Below are 19,202 nucleotides of genomic sequence, written 5' to 3'. Positions count from 1 at the left end.
ATGGTGAAGGGACAGTCCAGACCACGAACGTCTTGCCGGCAAATGGCGGGACGGCGGCGAAAGCCGAAGCGGTATGAATCCTGGGGTCGGAGGTTCGAATCCTCTCGTGGACACCATTTTCCTGTAAATTTTACTTATAAAACAACTAGTTAATGAAAATATTGGAGATTAAATCCACCTTTCTGCCCACCTTCCGCGCGGCGGTATAACGTTGCTTGTCTGTCCTCGTTCTGGCAGCTTTCACTCGTTTAAAGCATGAGGGGATCGGTTCTATGGTTTCAGCGACGTCGCTGCTTGGGGCTGCCGGTGAGCATTTCGTGATGTGCCAACTGCTCCGACATGGCCTGATTGCGGCACTCGCTCCTGCTGGCGTCCCAAATGCCGATATCGTGGTCACGGATGATATTGGCGACAGGCTCTGCGCTATTCAGGTTAAAACGCGGACCGACAAAGGGGCGGACGGCGGCTGGCACATGGGGCGCAAACACGAGTACATAGTTTCCGACCGGCTCTTCTATGTTTTCCTTGATTTTGGAATTGATCTGACGACGCAGCCAAAGTCGTACATCATTCCGAGCCGGATTGTCGCCGACGTCATAAAGACTTCTCATCAGGTTTGGCTTTCCGAACCCGGAAAAAAGGGGCAACCCAGGAAGGATACTGACTTCCGCCGGATGCTTCCTGACTATGACCGCATGGGCATTATATTCGGATTCGGCGCAGGCTGGATGGATCAGTACCGCGAGAATTGGGCAATCCTCCGGATCGAGTCCAATCAATGACGCAAGGTGCCGACGGCACAGGTTGGCGGCTATGATTCACTAAGCGAAGCGCAACCCCGGGGCGGAGCCGCCTTTTTTCGGCTTCCGAAAATTCGCCCTCACCAGTATTCCGCTCTATTTTAGAGGCCCATATGGGTGAGTGAAAAAAAGCGGGAGCCTAGGCTTCTGGCTTGTTTCCCCTTCCCGTTATTCCCCAAAAATACGGGGCGGTACTGACTCAAAAAAAGCGGCGAACTGATCAAGTCACCTTCACGCTTGCTGGCTGGCGTCAGTTTGCATTGACCTTGTTTTTTGCAACGTTGAGACAGTCTGCTTCGATCGTTCTCTCAGTCTCTTGATAATCTTGTGCGGCCACGTCCACTGGCACCCATGGGTTACCCGGCATTCGCTTGAAATGTTCGGGGACCAAATCCGTCTGAGCAAGCAAGAAGTCGCGAACAGAGAAAAGCAGCCTAGTGAGGCGCCTGTAATCCTGTCTCGTCTCAAAGCCAATAGCCTCGCGCGGAACTTGATCCCACATCAAATCCAACGCTGACAAGCTCTCTGCTATTTGGATAGCCGCGCCTGTGATCGATTTTGCAGGCTCGAAAGAGAGCAACTGCCTTGTTGCAAGTTCACGGTCATACTCGTGCATCCTTGCGTCTTCGAGCCTGCCCTTGTGTGCGAATCTGTCTTTTGGGAGCTCGAACGAGGCCTTTTCGTAGTCCATTTGCTTTTGCACGCCGGCAGCGATGGCCTCAGCAAGTTGCAGCACCTTGTCGGACGCATCAGCGCCCGCCTGGGTTCGAGATTCAAACTCGGCCGTCAGCCGCTGTTGATCCTGACGGACCTGATTTTCCTTTCGTGAAGTACGCACCGTTGCCTGTCCCATAAGATTTCCTAGCCTTGGTTCCGTGAACTCGCTGCGAAGGATGGATCAGCGCTCGTGAAGCAGCAATCAATAGTCTCAGGTATGGGGATTTTCGGGTTAGTTTCCACAGGACAAGTTTTAGACACGCACCAAATCAGCACGCACAATAGGTCTCCCTGGCTTCGCTCTGAAAGACCAATGATTCCTATTTTCTGTCGCTAATAAAAATCTCAGTTGAGTGGACTCGACTCTAAACGTCTTGCGTGTTTTTGTAATCACGGGGACGTTATCGGGGGGCTATTTTGACAATTTTTTATTTGCGGGTGCTTGGCGCCCTGTTCATTTCGTGTGCCTTGAGCGCATGCACCACTTCACGGGAAGCATTCAACGCTAATCCGAAGTCGATCGATAAACCCACGCTCTGTCGGACATACTTGCAGAGCCAAGATCCAGCATTCCAGCAAAATATTCTGAAAGAACTGAATCGACGGGGCGTACAAGCTTTTGATTGCCCTCAGATGGTTCAGAATCAGGATGCGGCGGCCACTGCGCTTGTTGCCGTAGCGCTCGTTGGCACCGCTGTTGCCGTGTGCGCGAACAACAATTGTGGGGGCGGCGGCTATCCTCCGCCTCGGTCGTACCACGGCAACTGCCAATACAACTGGCAATACGATGCGGCCGGTAACCGCTGCGGCAATCGCAGCGCTTGGGCTCGCCCCGGTGGCTATTATTGAAGAAAGGACTCCAATGCGTAAAAGGCACCTGTTTGCTGCTCTCGCAGTATTTTTCCCTCTAGTCACCAATTCGCTCGCCTGGGACGGAGTCGATACGGAAAGCGGAAATGACGTTGAAATTGGGAGCGGTAATCTTGTTCGCCCCGGTCGCGACATCGAGGTTTATGATTACGGCTCGAGCTCGTATCGGGATGTCGAAGTTCAATCAATTAGACGCTCTGGGTCGTCTGTCGAAGTCGAAGTGTATGACAACGAAAGCGGTGAGTACCGGACTTTCGAAATGGAAGACGACTGAGCTATCGGCATTCAAGTCATGTTTTCAATATCCTCTAAGATAAGGCGCGACTAGTCGTGAATCAGGATAGTTTTGAAACCGACCTCATTGACCCTGACCCATTTCTAATCGCGACCCTGGTAATCAGTGCCGTTGGGGCACTCGGTACGCTAGCGCAAGGGTACGCCGCAATCACAGCTACTCGGAGATCCATCTCATCTGGGGACGCCGTCAGTAATGTAGTGGAGGGCGGCTTGCGCCGCAGTCTTTCTGACGCGATTAGGGACACCGAAGATCTGATCCGGCTGCTGGCGAGACAGCAATTGCCCGCCAGCATCGACATTCCAGTACTTGCTCATGAGTTCCGTTACGGAAGCGGTCCGATGCTTCTCGAAATGCGCGATTTTATCCAGTTCCAAGACGTTTACTCCCGCCTTGCATTCTCAGCAAAGTCTGTGAACGAAGACGTTCTTACGCTTCTCAGAACGAGCCCGATCAGAGCAGAGCAATTGGGCCGGCTAATGAATTTAGAAGGCCTCAATCCTACAGCCCAGATCAATGAATTTTATCGCGGAAGCATGTCTACTGGGCAGGTGCTGGATTCAGCTTTGGAAGCGTTGAAGGCCTACCAGAGACTACTTGAGCGCCTCAATTTGCAGAACTGATGATGCCTAGCACGGCACGTTTATCAAAAGCTGCTTCAAGTCTTCAGGAGCTTCGACACGTAGGCCGCTTGGATTACACCAACCAAGCGAAGGCTCGTCATCGGTACCGGGCTCTCTTTCGTCGTCATCTTCTCTGTCTTGAAGTTCGGGAAATGTATCTGCGAGATACGGCTCCAGGTTCTCGTCGCCGTCGAGATGATCAAGGAGCGCGATAAGCTCCTCAATCTTGGCTTCGACCTGGGCGCGGCGATATTTGAGGAGGGCGCGGCTCATGGTGCACACCCTCTGGCCGTTCGAGCAATCTGCGTGAAAATCGAGTGCACGGCGCTTTCGTCGCAATAGAAGTACGCGCGGCAATCGTTCAAGCGGGCGTGAACCCATCGTGTGAGGGTCAGCACATCATCGAGCGTCGAAAGCTGGTAGGCAAAGATTGCCGCCTCCATGCGCTCCACGACGGTCTTTGCGTCCTGGCACCGTGCCTCTTGCGTGAGATATTCGGGCGATGGGTCTACCCGAAGGCCGGAGGGGTCGAGGTCAAACAGCTTACCCCATTCCGCACTATCTGCCTCATAGGCCAGCGTGTGAAGCTCGATAAGCCGCGAGAGAGTCACGTGGTCGGCCGTATCGGCAAACGCTGTGACGGTCGGCGTAGAGGCGGCAATGACTGCGGCCTTGATGAAGGTGCGGCGGTTCATACGCGTGCCCTTTCCATTGCCGTTTTCACGTCTTCAAGGCGGTCAACGACCTGACCCGCCAAAGCTTCGAGGGCGGCGCGCTGCTCGTCGTCCATCACTCTGCCTATTGCCATTTCAAGCGCGAGGGAAAGGCTAGCCACCATGCAGAGGTGGTCGTAAACGCGGAGCAGGTCGGATTGTGCGTCAGCGGGGGCGGAAGCGACGCTAGGATGTTGCGAGTTCATGCTGCCGCTCCTTCCAGATACCCTAGAACAGCGGCAATCATGCTTCTCACGCTTGGCTCCGCGTAATAGTCCTCACTCTCTTTCTGAGCGAACTTGAGCGCTGCTATAGCCCCTTCGCGCGAAACGCAGGGCTGCTTCCAATCATCGAGCGCTTGCATCGCTGCGCCATATGTGGACTGACACACCGCGTTTTCGCCGCCAAGTTCTGGCCACTTCTCCTCGGGAACGGCCCGAAACTCCGAGATACCCGCGTGATACCTGTTGATGACGCTGATAATCGGATCAGCTTCGTTTCCGCGCTCGTCGCGGGAAATGCTGCGGAAGAAAATCCCCCGTGCATCGCCTGCCGGGAAAACCATCGCCATAAACTTGCCATCAGCCCACTTTGGGAGGACTTCGGAAAGCTCGTGGGCCAAGCGTTCTACCTGATCGACAGGAAGTTCATCCCGCGTGGAATTTTTCGGCATAGCTTCGCCAGCGGCCGGAATCGTGTTCGGCATGATGGTGTCTCCTGATTGTTGGGTTGGTGCAGTCAGTGCGCCGTGATGGCGGCTATCTCGGATTTGATGGAAGCGCGGCGGGCGGCGGCGCTGTAGCGGAATGAAAGCGTGTCGGTATTGGCCAGAGCGGCGCGAAGGACGCGGAGGCGTTCACCGGAAGGCGTTCCCGCCAGCGTGGCAACCTTGGCGGCGACGGCAGCCTTGGTGCGGTTCTGCTTGGCAACGCGCCATGCGGTCTTGAGGCAAGCCGAGAAAGACGCATCAACCAAACCACGTTCGATCTGCCATGCGGCATACTGGCGACGGATATGGCGGTAGCGCTCCCATGCATCCGACATGATTGCAGCCAGGTCGAATTTGGGCATGCCTTCGGCGGTGGCCGGAACGGTGGTGTTCGGCATTTGCTTAACCTCAATTGATAACGATTAACGTTAACTGCAACATAAATCGTTACACGTTTACTTGTCAAACGATTTCCGTTATCCATAACGAAATTAATTGCCGGAGAATTTGCATGCTAACACCTGCACAGTGCCGCGCGGCCCGCGCACTCGTTGAAATGTCGCAAGATCAACTTGCCAGCGCAGCGAGGGTAGGAAATTCGACAGTTCGCAACTTTGAGGCGGGGCGCTCTGTTCCTGTTGCTAATAACCTCGACGCCATCACAAAGGCGCTGGAAGCAGCAGGCGTCATTTTCCTCTCCAATGGAGAGACCAACGACGGCGGCCCCGGCGTTCGCCTCGCGAAGAAGGAAGCTTGATGCCTCCAGTCTTCAACCCGCGAGACAAAAGCCGGACTTCTGCCGGCAAGACCTACAACATGGTCAAGAAGAATACCCAGCCGCCCGCGGATCAAGGCGGGTGGATGGCATTGACACGTGAGCTTCTAGAGTGCGCAGCCTATCGCTCGCTTTCTGTGAATGGTCGAAAAGCGCTGGATCGGCTCATCATCGAGCACATCTCCCATGGCCGCTCCGAGAACGGTAAGCTCATAGTGACACACGACCAGTTCTACGCTTACGGAGTGACCTTTAGCAGCATAGCCGATGCTCTGGACGAACTCGCGTACAAAGGCCTTGTAAAAATGTCGAAAGGCAGGGCGGGTAACGGGACAGCCCACCCTACGATTTACACCCTTACCTTTGACGGCACCCACGATGGCGCGGCAGCAACAAACGAATGGCGGCGCTTTACAATGGCCGAAGCCCGCCTGTGGTCTGAGGTGGTAAGAAAGCAACTGGCCGACGCGCGCTCGAAACCAGGCAGGAAGAAAAAAAGCTCGCTACGGGATTCCGTAGTCCCCCCGCTACGGGTTCCCGTAGTTCGTCGCCAGAACGGGGAGTAACAGGTGGAAAATTGTCCTTTGTTTTCAATATCCCAGCCGACTACGGGTTTCCGTAGCGCTATATATACTCTGGTGAGGGAATGCAGCGCATGAGCAACGACGCCGACAAGTTACCGCTGTTCGCATGGAAGCAGCCCGAATGCAGGCTCATACCGTTTCCCATGGTCAACCGGATAGGCCGCATTCGCGATACCGCCGCTAAGATGCTCGACAAGCCCACGGAAAAGAGCGCGGAGCATTACCGCCGGCAGGTCGATGAAGCCATGACGGGGCAGCTATCAAAAATCGGCCTGCTGGGCGAAGCGATTGAAGCTGAGCGAGCAGCATTCTGGAGAGCGGTTGACGCTGAGATGATGCAGCAGTCGTGAGTGAGGCAACCCAAAACTGACAGCTTGCTAGGCGGCAGCAATCTGGGGTTTCATAATCAATTAGCTTTCTAGGGATATTTGTCACTCAATTGAGTGAGGGGCAAATGCTGAGACAATCCACAATTTTCAAATACTGGGACACCGTTTGGTGTATCGCTGCGTCGAAGCACGTGCAGGAATTCATGATTGGTTACACGAGGCGCCCTTTGAGGTTCCGCCAAGGCGAGTATCAACGAAAACATGGATATCAATACTCGGTCGTATTGGCGAACGGCCTGACAAAAGACGAAGCCCATCAACTGGAAGAGTCAATTCAGCAATTAATCAAGTCAGATAAGCGGCTCAATATTTATCGGAAATACAACCCGGAACGCAGGGATGGTCGCTACTATCCAAGCGAAGGTCCGACGAGTCAGCAACCGTTGGACCCACTCCATTCCGTGTACATGGCTTGGTGGTGTGACGAATGAAACGAATTTTTTGTTTGGTTTTGATCGAGTGCGGTCTAAACGAGCATCGCCCTGCTAGCCCACGATCAGCGGAGGTTGCGCCATGAATACGTTAGTTGAACGGTCGATGGAAAAGATCGATGAGGATGACCTGAATCTCTTTGCGAACGCGGCGCTAGAAAGGTTGGCAGAAATTTACGAACGAGCACCAGTCGCGGGACTATATCGCGATAGGCTGCTTATGCTCACTTTGGCTCAAGGTGGCGCACTGCACTTCTTGGATCAGAAGAATGGCCTGAAGGATATCGACGTTTGGGCGTTCTATCGCGGCGGCCTAGAGAAGCCTTTCCCCGTTAGAGCCGTGTGGACTAAGGATTTTGGGAAATCGAAGTTTGGGAAAAACCCTCATGACCAAGGATTTTCCGGTCGGAGAATGGACATTATCGGCAGAGCGGTTGAGTGCCGCCCTGAGGATGATTTGATCAGTCCCACAATGAGATGGCTGCATGGACACAGCAGCTCGGCGGAGGCGCTCCGACAGAAGGCCGTGGTTTGCATTTATCCGCCCTCGGTCCGCGGGCGCGTTTTGATAAAACCACAGTACTGAACACCTTCTCTCATCAAGACGCTGGAAATAATGTTTTTCTCCTACCTGGCTAGAATTATCGCTGCGCTATCTTTGTTGATTGGCGTCTCCCAACTGCTTTTGGGAATATCTATAGGCGAGGGCCTGTTTCTCCCCTACGAGCAGGCGTTGGCGCGTTATGCACCGGGTTCGAAAAGCGCAGGCGCCGTGATAGATCGAGGCGTATACGCCATCGTCGTCGCAACAATTCTCGGAGCCGTGGCTGAAGTCAGTTTCCGCTTGCGGCAGATGCAACGTGACCGGACATGACTAGAGTTCTATTCTCAATCGCGGCGGTTGCCGGGTTTACGCTATTTCCTATTATTTTAACTGCTGGGCAGGGCGTATCGTGCGCTTCTCTTGTTGTCATTGATGGCGACACGATCAAGTGCGACGGCCAGAACATGCGCCTGCTGGGCAGTGGGGTGCCGTTCAAGTCGGGCGTGGACGCCCCCGAGATGGGGAGCCGCGCCAAATGCGATTATGAGCAGGATCTAGCCTTGAGGGCGAAAGCGAGGCTGAAAGAACTGCTGCTGGATGGCGTGCCTCGCATCGAGGACAGCGGGGCACGGGATCGAACGCAAAGCCGCAGGCCGCTTGTGAATATCTATCTCCCCGATGGCCGAGAAGCTGGGCAGGTTCTCATGTCTGAAGGACTGGCGAAGCTGTGGCACCCGAAGCGTCGCGTTGATTGGTGCAACGGTCCTACTGTATGACGCCCGCATGAGTGCAAAACGGGACGTCAGGCTTCGCATCTACGAAACGGTGGACGGAAGCCACCTTCACTTTCTTCTGGACTGTCCGCTGGAAAGCTTCGGTATATGCCCGAACGTGGGTGATACGTTGGCCCTCAAATTCGCAGAACAAAAGCTGTTTTCCGTCAGCCGGCGCTACTACGTCGACAGCGAAGGATGGGCTGTTATCGTTCGACCGGTCGAGACGTCCGCGCAATCAGACGCAGTTCTCCGCGCCTGGCAAGAGGACAACGAAGTTGACGCAGAAATCGATGCCGCCGAGCAAGAGCGTGTTCTAGAACGTATTCAGTTGCTCATCGGCAGGCCGCCTGCCGAGATTGACCTCAATCACAGAGAAGAACCTGTGATCAAAAAACTTGTTCGGAAAGGTGTTGGCATTAGGTTTCGGTGCAGCGCATTTAAAGGCTTTGGAGAGGCGACACGAAACCAGCTGGTCCAGCGCGGCCTCATTGCGATGGTTCCGAGCGATACTGGCAGGTTCAAGGACGACGAGGTTTCGCTGACAAAAGAGGGGGCAACGGTATGGAAAGCTCTGGTGGCCTATAGAAAACACGTGGAAGCGGCTCGAAAAACATGACCAGATCAATCCTCCGCCAACGCGACCTGGAGCGAATCTTCAGAGATGCAAAGGCGATAGGTGCTTGCGTGCAGATCGACCCGCCCGCCGAGCCGCCTGCAATCGATGACGACCGTGCTGCCGTGCCGTTTGGACAAGAGAACTGAGACAACTGATAAGGGCCGTGCAGCTTGGATTGAATATAAACGGTTTATAATGGACTATCCGCATCTCTGCCCCCCTGGCCGGAAAAATCTCACAAGGATATGCTCGATGGAATTCAGAGCCTTTACCCCTGAAGAAATCGCCGAAAAATTCGGGTGGTCGCCTCGCCTTTGGAGTTAATGATGCGCCGCAGCGACGCCATAGCCATTGCCGTTCTTGCCCTTATTCTTATCGCGATTTGTGCCTTAGCGATAATTTCGCAATTAGATGTATCAAGGTACGATGCGACCTTGAATTCATCTCTTAAAGATGAAGAGTTCGCAAAGAAGGCGGCGATAGCAAATATTGCGTTGTTGCAAGCGCAAATATACTGGGCCGCCTTTTCAGCTTTCTTGGCAGGACTAGGCTCGCTCGCCACAGCTGCCGGCATAATTTTTGTTGCCGCACAGCTTCGAGTGAGCAGACAGCAACTAAACCGCGATAGAGCATACGTCCACTATGACGGATTGAAATGGCTTTCTTTCTCCGCTGACGGAGTAAACACAGACAACTGGGGGCTTTTTCCGCGATGGATTAATTCGGGGGGGACGCCTGCACTACAAATGGAATGTTGGTACGGAGCAGATTGGCTGCAGCACGATCAATTTCCGGATTTTGACGCAACGCGAATGGAGGGCCATAAAACCACTCTGCGGCCGGGCGGGCAGATAGAGATGTCCCCAGTCTTCATTAAGCCTGCTGAAATCGAAGTGCCGCGGCACAACCACAGCTACTGCATTTGGGGAGAGGTAAACTACAGGGATATTTTCTTCCCAGAGACCAATCACGTTACTCGATTCTGCGTGAAGCTTTTGGGTTATAACGGCGATCCCAAACTAGATTGGAGTGCCGACAAAAATCCAGTTAATCTCCATTTCGGTAATATGGGCCCCAATTTCGCTACGTAGCACTCCTGCAATTTGTGTAAGTCTCTCCAGGTACTATTCATCGCCTATTGGAGCCGATGGCAGATGTTAGCAAAGAGCCCGCTGGTAGTACGAGGCTGCCGGCGGGTTTTCTTTATCGCCGCCCTGTGCAGGTGTCCAAGCTGGACTCTAAGACTTCGAACATCGCGGTATTTGTACGACTACCGGCGTATTTACATGTCGTTCGCAAATCACGTATAGCATCGCTATATATACGAAACGAATTGCGCGGCACTGTGTTATAATCGACCTCAGCGCCTATGGAGAACCGTCATGTCCGTAAGAGACGTTGCAGAATTCATTCTGCGGTCGCGCGGCGAAATGACCGCCATGAAACTGCAGAAATTGGTTTACTACTCACAGGCTTGGTCGCTTGTCTGGGATGAACGTCCCATGTTCGCAGAACCCATTCAGGCTTGGGCAAATGGTCCCGTTTGCCGCTCGCTTTACTCAGCTCACCACAAGCAATTCTCCGTCGCCGCTGGCAATATCATCCCGCCCGATGCACAGCCTAAGCTTGATGAAAAAGCTATTGGGACGATCAACGCTGTTTTGAATTTCTATGGAGACAAGTCTGCTCAGTGGTTGAGCGACCTGACGCATATGGAGGCACCATGGATTCTTGCTCGCAAGAGGGCAGGCGTAAAAGAGGGTGAGCCTTCGGAGGAAGAGATTCTTCTTTCTGACATGCACGAATACTACTCCGGCATTCAAGCGGCCAACACGACGCAGCAATGAGCAAAAAAGAGGCTCGCATCGAACGCAAGCTTGCCAAGAAGATGAGAGAGCAGGAGAAATCTGCTCGATTAGTGGTTCATGCGGAAGCCTCCCGGGTTCCGCGCACCGAAGCTAGCCCAACGACTGAAAAACTCCCTCGGTCTGATAAAGACCCTAGCAGCATCATGCAGATGCGGATGGAGTATCGAATCCATGAACACGCCGATAGGGAGGGCGCATGGTCTTGGGGTGCGCAGCGAAACTGGTGCCATCCCAGCAACGGCCCAGACAATGCATGCGTCGTGCGAGCGACCATGATTGAAATGGGAGGCCTGTACTGGCATGAAATCATGAGCCAGATGACCGGAGGCAAGGACCGGCATAAGAAACACCATTCGCAGAATTGGGACACCCTTTGCCCTGAAGCTCAAGAGCGTTGGGTAGGCATCGAACGCGTTGAAGAAGAGTTGTTTCGATTTCGAACCGGCGGGAAACAGAGGATTTGGGGATTCAGAACCGGACATGTTTTCAACGTCGTATGGTGGGATGCTGATCATCAAATCTACCCGTTAGACTGACATTCTCGTTTTCCTGTTACCTTTTGCGCGCTCCGCGGTGCAGCACGTACCAGCCTAGCCGGCATGATACCTTTGGAGATACCGTGGAAATTCGCGCAGTTCCAAACTGCACAGATTTGGCCAGTTTGCTGAATTAAATTGGTATAAGCCTTTGATTATGAGGCGGTCGCCAGGCAAACTCGAGAGGGTGTGTCGCGCAGCCTCAGATACAAAGCCTTCTGCTAATTCCAAGCAATCGCAAGCCGACCGTCCAACGCTTTCACCGCTAGTGCAATTTTCGCAATGTTTGGTCGCGAACGGCGCCAGCCTTGGTTTGAGAAGTATTTCTTTGTACGAGCTTCTTCATCCAAATCCGGTAGGGTCCAGCCTATTTCCTCGATCCTCGCTAGTATCGCGTCGATGAGATGGTGACCCGTTCTTTTGTACTTGCGGCGGGCACGGCTCATGCCATGTCTCTTGGCGGCAGCTTCTATTGCTCGCCAAGTCCCGCGCGGAAATTCCTCTCTGATTTTAACGCGTGAAGCAGTTGGATAGAGACGCCTCAACTTTGAAATCTCAGCGCCGGTCCACCAGTGAAGCTTCTTTGCGATTCCAAGCCTCTCGCACCGACCGTGGAGCGCCTTCAGACTACGCTCGGGGAATCTCAACTGCATTTCGGCGTACAAAGGGTAAAGAGATTTTACGATTTCGTCCTCTTCAGCAGTCCAGACTTTGAAGCCACTTGGCGTGTACCCAGTCCGCCGGATGCGCTCCTTGACTTGCATGCTAATCGTCAGGGTTCTGTTGTGAAAAGAAAGATCCATGGCAACCTCCAGGCCAAAACCGTGACGTTGGATGAGTAAGAGAGCGTGACAAAAAAAAGTTTTCCACCATATCCCCGCTCTTCAGTTTTGGTTTCAATGGCGAACGCCGCCCTTCCAAAAGCATTCACCGGCCGGCTTGACTCCTTAGCGAACGAGAACATAATAAGAACATGCTTGGCACGACGGCGTGTGCCTATCCAAAAATCAGGGACGATTTGAACTCTTGAACCGGAGAATGAGAACGTGCGCCCAGAAAGAGGAGAACCGGAAGCCGATCCGGTGGACCACATCATTGCCTGGCACGATGGCGGTAGCCGCGCTGCGATAGAGACGCTGATGGAAGATATACAGCATTTGCGGCTGCAGCTTGCCCTGGCGACCGCTGCAATGGGCAAGGGATTCACGAGAGGGTGGAAACCCGAGGCCGAGCGGAAATGATATGCGCCATCGTCGCGGGATCGATCTTACCGGCGGCAACAACGACAATTTGCCGCCAAAGCCCACGGGCATCTTTGTTCCCCAGCGCGACCACTCCGCCACCTTGGCAAATCTGCCGCAATGGTACGTCCTCGGTGCTCAGTGTTGGCGGTGCAAGCGGGTCGGCATGCTGGATAGGTGGGCAATCCAGCGCAAGCATGGAAAGTTCAGATCGATCATTTCCATGGAACCGCTGTTACGATGTCTCGGCTGCCAAAACCGCGAGAAAAACAGCTTTGTCCTCGCAAGGGCAAAAAGAGATTGGCCATGAGAAATGAACGTGGCATTTCTGGGCGCACTGTTGGAACAAGGAGCCGTCACGATGATATCCCGCATCGCCCGCCAGAAGAATGCAGAACAACGACTGGCGATGGCGCTTCGCCAATTGAATGATGCCATCAAGGAAGTTCACAAGACCGGCCTTGATGTAGAAGTCTCTACCCTGGCGATGATGACCTCGCGCGGGCCGTTGACACAGGTGGATCTTAAAACATTCAGAGCAGAAGGTGCGCCACCGGTCTTGAAGGTGGTAGGAGACTGACTATTCTGGACCGAACCGGAGGTGTGAAATGGGAGCAGCAGGCAATGTCACAGCCGACAGGGAAAACTGGCGGGTCGAGAAGCGGCTCATCTTGGCTGGGACGTTACATTGCGGAAGCATCGGGATTCTGGAAAGCGGCCATGTGCTTCCAAATCGCCTTCTTGGTTCTGATGCTGCTCCACGCCGGCGCCTTGCTTGCAGGCTGGCACAACGTTTCCAATCGGATACTAGGCTATTCGTCGCTGGCCCTTCTAGGGTTTTTCGTTTCGCTCCTGTGCCACGCATATGTGAGCATTAGGGGATCGATGAAACAGAACGCGGGAAAAAAGCAGAATAAAAATGCGCGTTGAAAAGGTTTACAATGCTTGGATGCTTCATTGAATCCATTTTGGGTAGCCTGTTCGGCGGCGCCAACAAACCGAAGAATGAAACGGAGCGGAAAGTACGCCGGGTTATGGTTCCGCTTGTTATATTTTTTCTCATTGGGCTGGCGGCGTTCTCGGTCTAGTCGCCACTGCGTAATCGGCTTACCTAATAAAAATTCTAGTTGAGTAGGCTCGACTCCAAACCAATACCGTGTTTTCTTTCTCCCCACTGTATGGGGGATATCAAGAATGAAAATGTTCAAACTCGCTCTAGCAGGAGCGTTGCTGATTTCGCCTGTCATTTCCGCGTTCGCGCACGGGGGCGGCCTAGACAAGAACGGCTGCCATAATGATCGGAAGCGTGGCGGCTATCATTGCCATAGGTGAAACGGGACGAGGTGAAGAAGCAGTGAACAACCATCCTTACCCTTGGCTCACCCCACAGGTTTTTCATGAGTTCGCAACAGACACCGGGCTGACGTACGTTTGTATGAAATGCAGCACGCTACCGAAGATGCCCTACATTGATGTCGGTGACGAAGGGTACATTCCACGGTCTAGTTCATACACGTCCACGCCAGAGGGCCTAGTGAACATGAGCCAGAGCCGCCACATACCGTGCGTTCGGGTATTGTGCACTCATTGTGGGCATGTCGATCTTTACTCAATGTTCGCCATCGAGCAGTGGCGAGAAAGAAAATCGAGGATGCAGCAACCTCAGATGGGCGGGTTGTTTGGTCTTGGAGGTGGCAACAATGTCGGCTGAGCTTCATCGAATTCATGGTGATGCAGGTCAAACCACTACCCCCTTGCAAGGCGGGGGTGGCGGTGGCACATTTGACGGCATGGAAGTTGTAGATGCAAAAATCGCCGCATCTGAGGCGCGTACAGATACAAAATTCGCTCAATTGTTGGGGGAATTATCTGCGATGCGCGCCGAAATAAATGGCCGTCTCGACGTTTTGGGAACCAGGGTCGGACACGTTGAAACATCAACTGCCGGCATGAAGACAACAGTCATCGTAACTGCAGTCGCAGCGCTTGGTTTGACCGTGGCAGTAATGGCTTACGGTTCGCAGTGGTTCGGACTAGGCATGGATGCTCAGCAGGTCGCTGACCGCTCCGCCCAAACCTCCTCGCAAAGCCTGCAGCCGCAGATAGACGCACTCAATGTGAAGATGGACACACTTATTCGCAGTCTGAATGACCGAATGATGGGAAGTGGTGGAGAGGCACCCGCCCCCTACAAAAATCCGAGTAACTGAGACCCGCTCTGGCGGGTTTCTTTTTGCTCTGGAATCGAACAGTTCGACTATCCGAGGGGAATCATAAAGTCTTCGGGCCCCACTACATGGACGCAAGCTGCGCTATGAGGACTCGAACCTCGCTCTCGTCTAGCTCAAACCCCGGGCCCTCTTGCATCGCCATCAATGTGAGGATTATCCGGTCCATCTCTGGCGTGAGGGCCAAACCATATCGCTGATAAATCTCGTGCGCCACGCTTGAGACCCTCGTCGCATTAAAGTCGCCAACAAGCGCCTTCTCCAGCAGCACGGCCAATTCGTTAGGCCCTGGGGTTACTTCCGTCATTTTCAGCTTGTACCCTGTGATTGCGCGTATCCATCTGATTTCACTATACTATCGGATTTTAACCCGTCCATCGCTGCGGTGCTTGGTTTGTCCCGAGCTTATAACACCCCATGTCGCGCACACGCCCATGCGTATTGGTGCGATTATGCTTTCGACATGCCATCTATTACCAATCTGCATAATTCTAGCGCCTATGACTCACTCCAAAAGAGCGGCAGAACTATTGTTCTCAATGATTAATCGTATGTTTTCGCTATTGTTCGCGGCCATTTGTTTCGAATCGATAACCCGAGAGTTATGAGTTATTCTCATGTGCTTCCCGTTGGAACGATGCTTTAGCCCATCGCCGCGCCTGCCCCTGCCTAATTCTCTCGATGCCTTCAGCGGTCTTTGCGCCTGTGCTTTTGCCCCCATGAAGTTTGCATCGGTTCTTCCCCTCTATCGCCTTGCATTGGCATGGCGTTCCCTTCCGCGTTTTCGCGCCACATAACCCCGTCCGCGGGGGTGGCGGAACGACGGGCTTAGAGCGTTCGTCAACTATCCGTTCAAGCTCGGACAGGCGCGCAAAGAGGCGCTTGATATGCTCATCCTGATATTCCATCATACCGCCAGCCTTCATAAATCCACACAGAGCGCCGCCAGCGCGCTTCAATGCTCGTTAGCGTATCGACGCCTAAAATCTAATAACGTCGCTCCTGGCCGGTTCTGCGACCCGTTTTGAGGCGTCGGGAGGTCAAAACCGTCAGCGCTCTCGTCATGCGAAAATAACAACTCCGAGAACGAAGCCGAACGAAGTCAGCAAAAACAGGCAATTTAATTCACCTAACCTACTGATTTTTCTCATATCGTCACACATTCTTTTACTCGCTTGAAACCTGTGTACTTTTCCGGGGCTGCGTTGTTCGCTATCCTGTCATTTTCCACATAGAGGAAAGGCAGCAGCATGAAACACGAGGATGGCATGTGGTGGGTCAATCCAGCCGCGTTCGTTCTGATTGCCGGAATGTGGGTTGTATATTTCATGACGCAAACCGTAAGCTGGGTTTCCCTCGGATTAGGGGGCGCCACTGGCCTCATGTTCATGGCCTGGGCTGGCGACACATTCCCCGGGCCATTCAAATCAGGGACCGACGATAGCCCTCCCGACGCCTGAAGCTTCTCCAGCCTGACCGCCTAACAGTATCTCGCCAAGCAATGCCCGTGCGCGAGGATCAAGCGCCATTTTCTGAGCCGCCTGATTTGAGAGGAGCGTTTGCCCTAGTCTTGACATCATGGCGGCGCCGAGAACCTTCGGAGCGGCGGCACCGGCTAGACCTGCCGTGATTGCTGCTGTGGGGTCGCCGCTGTAAGCGCCATATCCGAACCCCAGAATACCGGGGCCAAGCCTAGCCCCCAGGCGTGCAGCTGTCCCGCTGTTTGGCATAGGCCTCATGACGGATTCTCCAGCACGAGCAAGCTCGGCAAAATCGCCGCGGCCTCGGGCGTAGTTGCGTCGGCCCTGTCCGGTTACCGTTGCGCCTCTGAGTGCTGACGGTGAGATAATCCCTTGTGCAGCATCTTCGCCGGCTCTTGTTGCCGCCTTTTCCAGAACAAGCATGTTCCGGTATTTGTTTCGGGCCTCTTGCCATAACCCGGCGTCTGCTGGATTACTCACCGCAATACTGCGCTCCATGGCGTCATCGAGCGAGCTACGCAGTCCGTAGAGTGCTTGCTGAAGCTGGGGGTCGCGAACGGACGCACGGGCCGCCTTGTCTAGGCGGGAACGCGCAGATTGATATGCCGCCCCATCTAACGTGCCGGCTCCCTGTATCGCCTTCCCAATATCCTGTATCATGTTTTGAACGATTGGGGCGCGGGCGTTGTCCGGTGTAAGCGAGGCATATTCCCTCCACACGTCGCCCATGTCTTGCGCCAGCTTCGCGTCAGGGGCAATCGCGTTACGGGAAGCCAGAGTGTCAAACTCGTTTCCAATTGTGCGAAAAGCATCGTCTATGACTTCCGGGGTGGCCCGAGAAGCATTGATACCGGCGCGGGAAAGCGCGGCCTTTGTGAACTGCTCCCCCTGCCGTTCGAAAAGGTCACGGGCAGCATTGCCGCCGATTTCACTTTCCGCATATCGCAGCGCATCGGATCCAGTCTTCTGGCCGGCTGAAGTCTCTATGCCTTCGCGGACAAGAGCGTTGACTGCGGCGGCCCTTTCGGCTGTTGCGGGGAAAGGGCTTCGCGCCCGCGCCCAGATCGGGAATACCCACGTCAAAGAGCGCTCTTTCCCGGTCAAAGCCGTGACCTTCAGGATAAACCTTGTTCAGCCTGTCTCGATGACCTGTGACGGCAGCGGTTCCTGCTCGTTCCATGATATCCAGAAGGCGGCGAATAGTGCCCTCATTCAAGCCGATGCTCCCGCCTGCGGCTTTCTCGGCAAATTCACGATCCGCGTTCGAAATCTGCGTGCTGCCTACGGTCGCTTTCATCATCGCGGCAACCTGCGGGGCAATAGCCGAACGGAATGTTTCGGTGTTCTCGATCGTTTGGGGATTGGCGACGCCAAGCAATGCGCCAACACGCTGCAAACCTAGACGCGCATCGGCACCGGCACCGGAAATGATGCCGCCGTCAACAGCGTTCCGAGCTTCGCGCAGCGCGTTAAGACCAGTCACGGCAGAGCGGGCCGTGGCCGCGGAATCGGCCACGGCGTCAAAAACCTGCTTGTTATCGCCGCCGCCGACTGTGATGCTTGTTGCGCCAGCCTTTTTCATCTGCTGCTGGAAGTCGGAGAAGCTACCCGTGTAACCCTGGTTGACCGCAAAATTGTATTCGCGGATGTCATCTGTTGTCTCGGGTTTTGGCTGGCCGGCGTAAAGTACCTGACCTTCAGGCGATACCAGCGTTTCGCCTTGCCCCATCTTCAGAGGGTCGCGGGGCTTGTTGCGCTCAAAGTCGAATTTCTGGCGATCAAGGTCAATTCGAGCCTGATCGGCTGGCGACATGCGCGGGTTGCGCAGCGCGTCTAGCTCAAGCTGGCTCTTTTCCAGCCCAAGACGATAAGCTGGATCTTGTTGTTTAAGCTCTTGCTGCATGATGAGGTTCTGCCGCTCGTTCTGCTGCCCGAGCAAGGTCAACGCCAGTTTCTTCCGGTCTTCCGAAACCCAAGGATTTGAAAGAATATCCGCCGACGACTGAAGGCTAGGACCAGATTGCGCAAGGAGGACAGAGCCAAGCTGATTGGCAGTCCGCAAATGAGGGGGCGTTGATGGCTGGGCACCATCATTCGACATGACCGCTTGCGCCAGCTGCTCCCGCTGGGAATTTGGCGCTGACACCATGGGATCAACATAGCCGCCGGCCCTTCTTGAAGAAGGGGCAGGCATACCCGACGATGGGTCAAGGCTTGCGACTTCGGCATTTCCCTGAAACGTTGGGAGGTAGCCTTTCGCGTAACCGAGACGCCGCGCGGACTCCCCGCCGGGTCGATCGTAACCAGCGAATGCCCACGCGTTGTTCATAAGCTGCTGGGCTTCCTCGACGCTTTTTGCGCCGTTCAGTTTCTGGATAAGCGAAGGGTCTTCGTTCAGAAAAAATTTCGCCTGCCCCTGCGGCGACAGATCGCCCGTCGCGGCTAGCGCCTGATACCGCGGGCCGCGCCACGACATGATTCCGCCAGCAGTTCCGGGCTGACCGCTTTCGCTCGGGTCGCTCCATGTCCGGTTAGCATTCTTCGCAGACCAACCACTTTCGGCACGGCCAGTAGCTGCGATTGCTGCCAGAGCATACGGGTTTTGTACGCCGCCTGCCTTAATCGTGCCCATGAACGGGGAGAATGTATCGCCGGTCGTCGGTGATGTTGCCGCCACTTCGCCTGCTGCCTCACTCATCGGGATTTGAGCGGAGGATGACGATCGAGCGGGAGAGCCGTTAGAGAAACCGCCAAGATAGGATTTGAAGGCCGAATCCCCGCTCGTCTGACCGGTCTTCAAAGCCGTGTCGAGGTCGCCAAGGTCTTTGGCCGCAAAGTACGTTTCCGCCAGTTGGGCAAGACCTTGAAATGGGTGTTCGATTTTGCGCTGTTTCGTCGTGTCGCGCATTAGCGCCTCGGCAAGCAAGCGCTTCTTTGTGATGTAATCCGGCCCCATCTTGGCCAAATCTTCGGCCGTGTATCCGCTTTTGATAGCCATTGTACTGC

At 54.4% G+C, this 19,202-nt stretch carries 28 protein-coding genes; 19 read left to right on the top strand and 9 right to left on the bottom strand.

Features of this window, described 5'->3' with window-relative positions:
• Positions 1-272: 272 nt before the first annotated feature.
• Entirely contained in the window at positions 273-782 is a 510-nt protein-coding gene (locus PIB16_RS07080; protein ID WP_271045295.1) for a hypothetical protein, read from the top strand.
• 268 nt (positions 783-1,050) lie between these two features.
• On the opposite strand, the gene PIB16_RS07075 is transcribed toward PIB16_RS07080, so the two are convergent.
• Positions 1,051-1,653 (bottom strand): hypothetical protein, encoded by a 603-nt coding sequence (locus PIB16_RS07075; RefSeq protein ID WP_271045294.1) that lies wholly within the window; start codon positions 1,651-1,653, stop codon positions 1,051-1,053.
• Between the two features lie 281 nt (positions 1,654-1,934).
• On the opposite strand from PIB16_RS07075, the gene PIB16_RS07070 reads away from it, so the two are divergent.
• The 3 genes from PIB16_RS07070 to PIB16_RS07060 all read left to right on the top strand — a co-directional run bounded on the left by PIB16_RS07070 (position 1,935) and on the right by PIB16_RS07060 (position 3,305).
• On the top strand, positions 1,935-2,366 hold the full coding sequence (locus PIB16_RS07070) for a hypothetical protein (RefSeq protein ID WP_271045293.1): 432 nt from the start codon (positions 1,935-1,937) through the stop codon (positions 2,364-2,366).
• Entirely contained in the window at positions 2,305-2,661 is a 357-nt protein-coding gene (locus PIB16_RS07065) for a DUF5334 family protein (protein WP_333779993.1), read from the top strand. The genes PIB16_RS07070 and PIB16_RS07065 overlap by 62 nt, the downstream gene beginning before the upstream one ends.
• A gap of 233 nt (positions 2,662-2,894) precedes the next feature.
• Complete coding sequence (locus PIB16_RS07060; RefSeq protein WP_271045291.1) at positions 2,895-3,305, top strand: hypothetical protein; 411 nt, start codon at positions 2,895-2,897, stop codon at positions 3,303-3,305.
• Between the two features lie 6 nt (positions 3,306-3,311).
• Here the strand turns inward: PIB16_RS07060 and PIB16_RS07055 are convergent, their stop codons facing one another.
• From PIB16_RS07055 to PIB16_RS07035, 5 genes are read right to left on the bottom strand one after another with little or no spacing between them, the layout of a single operon-like run.
• A complete protein-coding gene (locus PIB16_RS07055) occupies positions 3,312-3,578 on the bottom strand; it encodes a hypothetical protein (RefSeq protein ID WP_271045290.1) in 267 nt (88 codons plus the stop codon).
• A complete protein-coding gene (locus PIB16_RS07050; RefSeq protein ID WP_271045289.1) occupies positions 3,575-4,000 on the bottom strand; it encodes a hypothetical protein in 426 nt (141 codons plus the stop codon). The genes PIB16_RS07055 and PIB16_RS07050 overlap by 4 nt, the downstream gene beginning before the upstream one ends.
• Entirely contained in the window at positions 3,997-4,224 is a 228-nt protein-coding gene (locus PIB16_RS07045) for a hypothetical protein (protein ID WP_271045288.1), read from the bottom strand. The genes PIB16_RS07050 and PIB16_RS07045 overlap by 4 nt, the downstream gene beginning before the upstream one ends.
• Entirely contained in the window at positions 4,221-4,724 is a 504-nt protein-coding gene (locus tag PIB16_RS07040; RefSeq protein WP_271045287.1) for a hypothetical protein, read from the bottom strand. Before PIB16_RS07040 ends, PIB16_RS07045 begins: the two co-directional genes overlap by 4 nt.
• A 32-nt stretch (positions 4,725-4,756) precedes the next feature.
• On the bottom strand, positions 4,757-5,125 hold the full coding sequence (locus PIB16_RS07035) for a hypothetical protein (RefSeq protein ID WP_271045286.1): 369 nt from the start codon (positions 5,123-5,125) through the stop codon (positions 4,757-4,759).
• A 113-nt stretch (positions 5,126-5,238) separates the two neighbouring features.
• Here PIB16_RS07035 and PIB16_RS07030 point away from each other — a divergent pair, with 113 nt between their 5' ends.
• The 9 genes from PIB16_RS07030 to PIB16_RS06990 all read left to right on the top strand — a co-directional run bounded on the left by PIB16_RS07030 (position 5,239) and on the right by PIB16_RS06990 (position 11,246).
• Positions 5,239-5,484 (top strand): helix-turn-helix domain-containing protein, encoded by a 246-nt coding sequence (locus PIB16_RS07030; RefSeq protein ID WP_271045285.1) that lies wholly within the window; start codon positions 5,239-5,241, stop codon positions 5,482-5,484.
• The gene (locus PIB16_RS07025; protein ID WP_271045284.1) at positions 5,484-6,068 is read left to right on the top strand and encodes a hypothetical protein; all 585 of its coding nucleotides are present in this window, start codon (positions 5,484-5,486) and stop codon (positions 6,066-6,068) included. Before PIB16_RS07030 ends, PIB16_RS07025 begins: the two co-directional genes overlap by 1 nt.
• Positions 6,069-6,157: 89 nt before the next feature.
• Positions 6,158-6,436, top strand: coding sequence for a DUF6074 family protein (locus PIB16_RS07020; RefSeq protein ID WP_271045283.1), 279 nt, complete (start codon positions 6,158-6,160; stop codon positions 6,434-6,436).
• A gap of 552 nt (positions 6,437-6,988) precedes the next feature.
• Complete coding sequence (locus PIB16_RS07015) at positions 6,989-7,492, top strand: hypothetical protein (RefSeq protein WP_271045282.1); 504 nt, start codon at positions 6,989-6,991, stop codon at positions 7,490-7,492.
• Positions 7,493-7,776: 284 nt separating this feature from the next.
• Positions 7,777-8,226, top strand: a complete 450-nt coding sequence (locus tag PIB16_RS07010) for a thermonuclease family protein (RefSeq protein ID WP_333779992.1) — start codon at positions 7,777-7,779, stop codon at positions 8,224-8,226.
• A gap of 7 nt (positions 8,227-8,233) precedes the next feature.
• Positions 8,234-8,842, top strand: coding sequence for a hypothetical protein (locus PIB16_RS07005; RefSeq protein WP_271045281.1), 609 nt, complete (start codon positions 8,234-8,236; stop codon positions 8,840-8,842).
• Positions 8,843-9,168: 326 nt separating this feature from the next.
• Positions 9,169-9,933, top strand: coding sequence for a hypothetical protein (locus tag PIB16_RS07000; RefSeq protein ID WP_271045280.1), 765 nt, complete (start codon positions 9,169-9,171; stop codon positions 9,931-9,933).
• 291 nt (positions 9,934-10,224) lie between these two features.
• A complete protein-coding gene (locus tag PIB16_RS06995; RefSeq protein ID WP_271045279.1) occupies positions 10,225-10,689 on the top strand; it encodes a Panacea domain-containing protein in 465 nt (154 codons plus the stop codon).
• Positions 10,686-11,246: a hypothetical protein gene (locus PIB16_RS06990; RefSeq protein ID WP_271045278.1), complete on the top strand. Its 561-nt coding sequence runs from the start codon at positions 10,686-10,688 to the stop codon at positions 11,244-11,246. Before PIB16_RS06995 ends, PIB16_RS06990 begins: the two co-directional genes overlap by 4 nt.
• A 221-nt stretch (positions 11,247-11,467) precedes the next feature.
• On the opposite strand, the gene PIB16_RS06985 is transcribed toward PIB16_RS06990, so the two are convergent.
• Positions 11,468-12,049, bottom strand: coding sequence for a hypothetical protein (locus tag PIB16_RS06985; protein WP_271045277.1), 582 nt, complete (start codon positions 12,047-12,049; stop codon positions 11,468-11,470).
• Positions 12,050-12,292: 243 nt separating this feature from the next.
• Between PIB16_RS06985 and PIB16_RS06980 the strand changes: the two genes are divergently transcribed.
• The 6 genes from PIB16_RS06980 to PIB16_RS06960 all read left to right on the top strand — a co-directional run bounded on the left by PIB16_RS06980 (position 12,293) and on the right by PIB16_RS06960 (position 14,697).
• Positions 12,293-12,487, top strand: coding sequence for a dehydrogenase (locus PIB16_RS06980; RefSeq protein ID WP_271045276.1), 195 nt, complete (start codon positions 12,293-12,295; stop codon positions 12,485-12,487).
• Position 12,488: 1 nt separating this feature from the next.
• On the top strand, positions 12,489-12,797 hold the full coding sequence (locus tag PIB16_RS06975) for a hypothetical protein (RefSeq protein WP_271045275.1): 309 nt from the start codon (positions 12,489-12,491) through the stop codon (positions 12,795-12,797).
• A 3-nt stretch (positions 12,798-12,800) separates the two neighbouring features.
• Complete coding sequence (locus PIB16_RS06970; protein WP_271045274.1) at positions 12,801-13,067, top strand: hypothetical protein; 267 nt, start codon at positions 12,801-12,803, stop codon at positions 13,065-13,067.
• Positions 13,068-13,111: 44 nt separating this feature from the next.
• Positions 13,112-13,417 (top strand): hypothetical protein, encoded by a 306-nt coding sequence (locus tag PIB16_RS06965; protein WP_271045273.1) that lies wholly within the window; start codon positions 13,112-13,114, stop codon positions 13,415-13,417.
• A 264-nt stretch (positions 13,418-13,681) separates the two neighbouring features.
• The gene (locus PIB16_RS26765; protein ID WP_442866774.1) at positions 13,682-13,819 is read left to right on the top strand and encodes a YHYH domain-containing protein; all 138 of its coding nucleotides are present in this window, start codon (positions 13,682-13,684) and stop codon (positions 13,817-13,819) included.
• Between the two features lie 368 nt (positions 13,820-14,187).
• On the top strand, positions 14,188-14,697 hold the full coding sequence (locus PIB16_RS06960; protein ID WP_271045272.1) for a hypothetical protein: 510 nt from the start codon (positions 14,188-14,190) through the stop codon (positions 14,695-14,697).
• A gap of 620 nt (positions 14,698-15,317) precedes the next feature.
• Here the strand turns inward: PIB16_RS06960 and PIB16_RS26760 are convergent.
• Positions 15,318-15,623 (bottom strand): HGGxSTG domain-containing protein, encoded by a 306-nt coding sequence (locus PIB16_RS26760; protein ID WP_442866776.1) that lies wholly within the window; start codon positions 15,621-15,623, stop codon positions 15,318-15,320.
• A gap of 1,501 nt (positions 15,624-17,124) precedes the next feature.
• Positions 17,125-19,194, bottom strand: coding sequence for a hypothetical protein (locus tag PIB16_RS06955; protein ID WP_271045271.1), 2,070 nt, complete (start codon positions 19,192-19,194; stop codon positions 17,125-17,127).
• Positions 19,195-19,202 lie beyond the last annotated feature (8 nt).

This window comes from Agrobacterium sp. ST15.13.015 (assembly GCF_027871645.1).
In the GTDB taxonomy this organism is placed as follows: Bacteria; Pseudomonadota; Alphaproteobacteria; order Rhizobiales; family Rhizobiaceae; genus Agrobacterium; species Agrobacterium leguminum.
The sequence above is the reverse complement of the archived record's forward strand: the minus strand, read 5'-3'. Positions and strand labels throughout refer to the sequence as shown.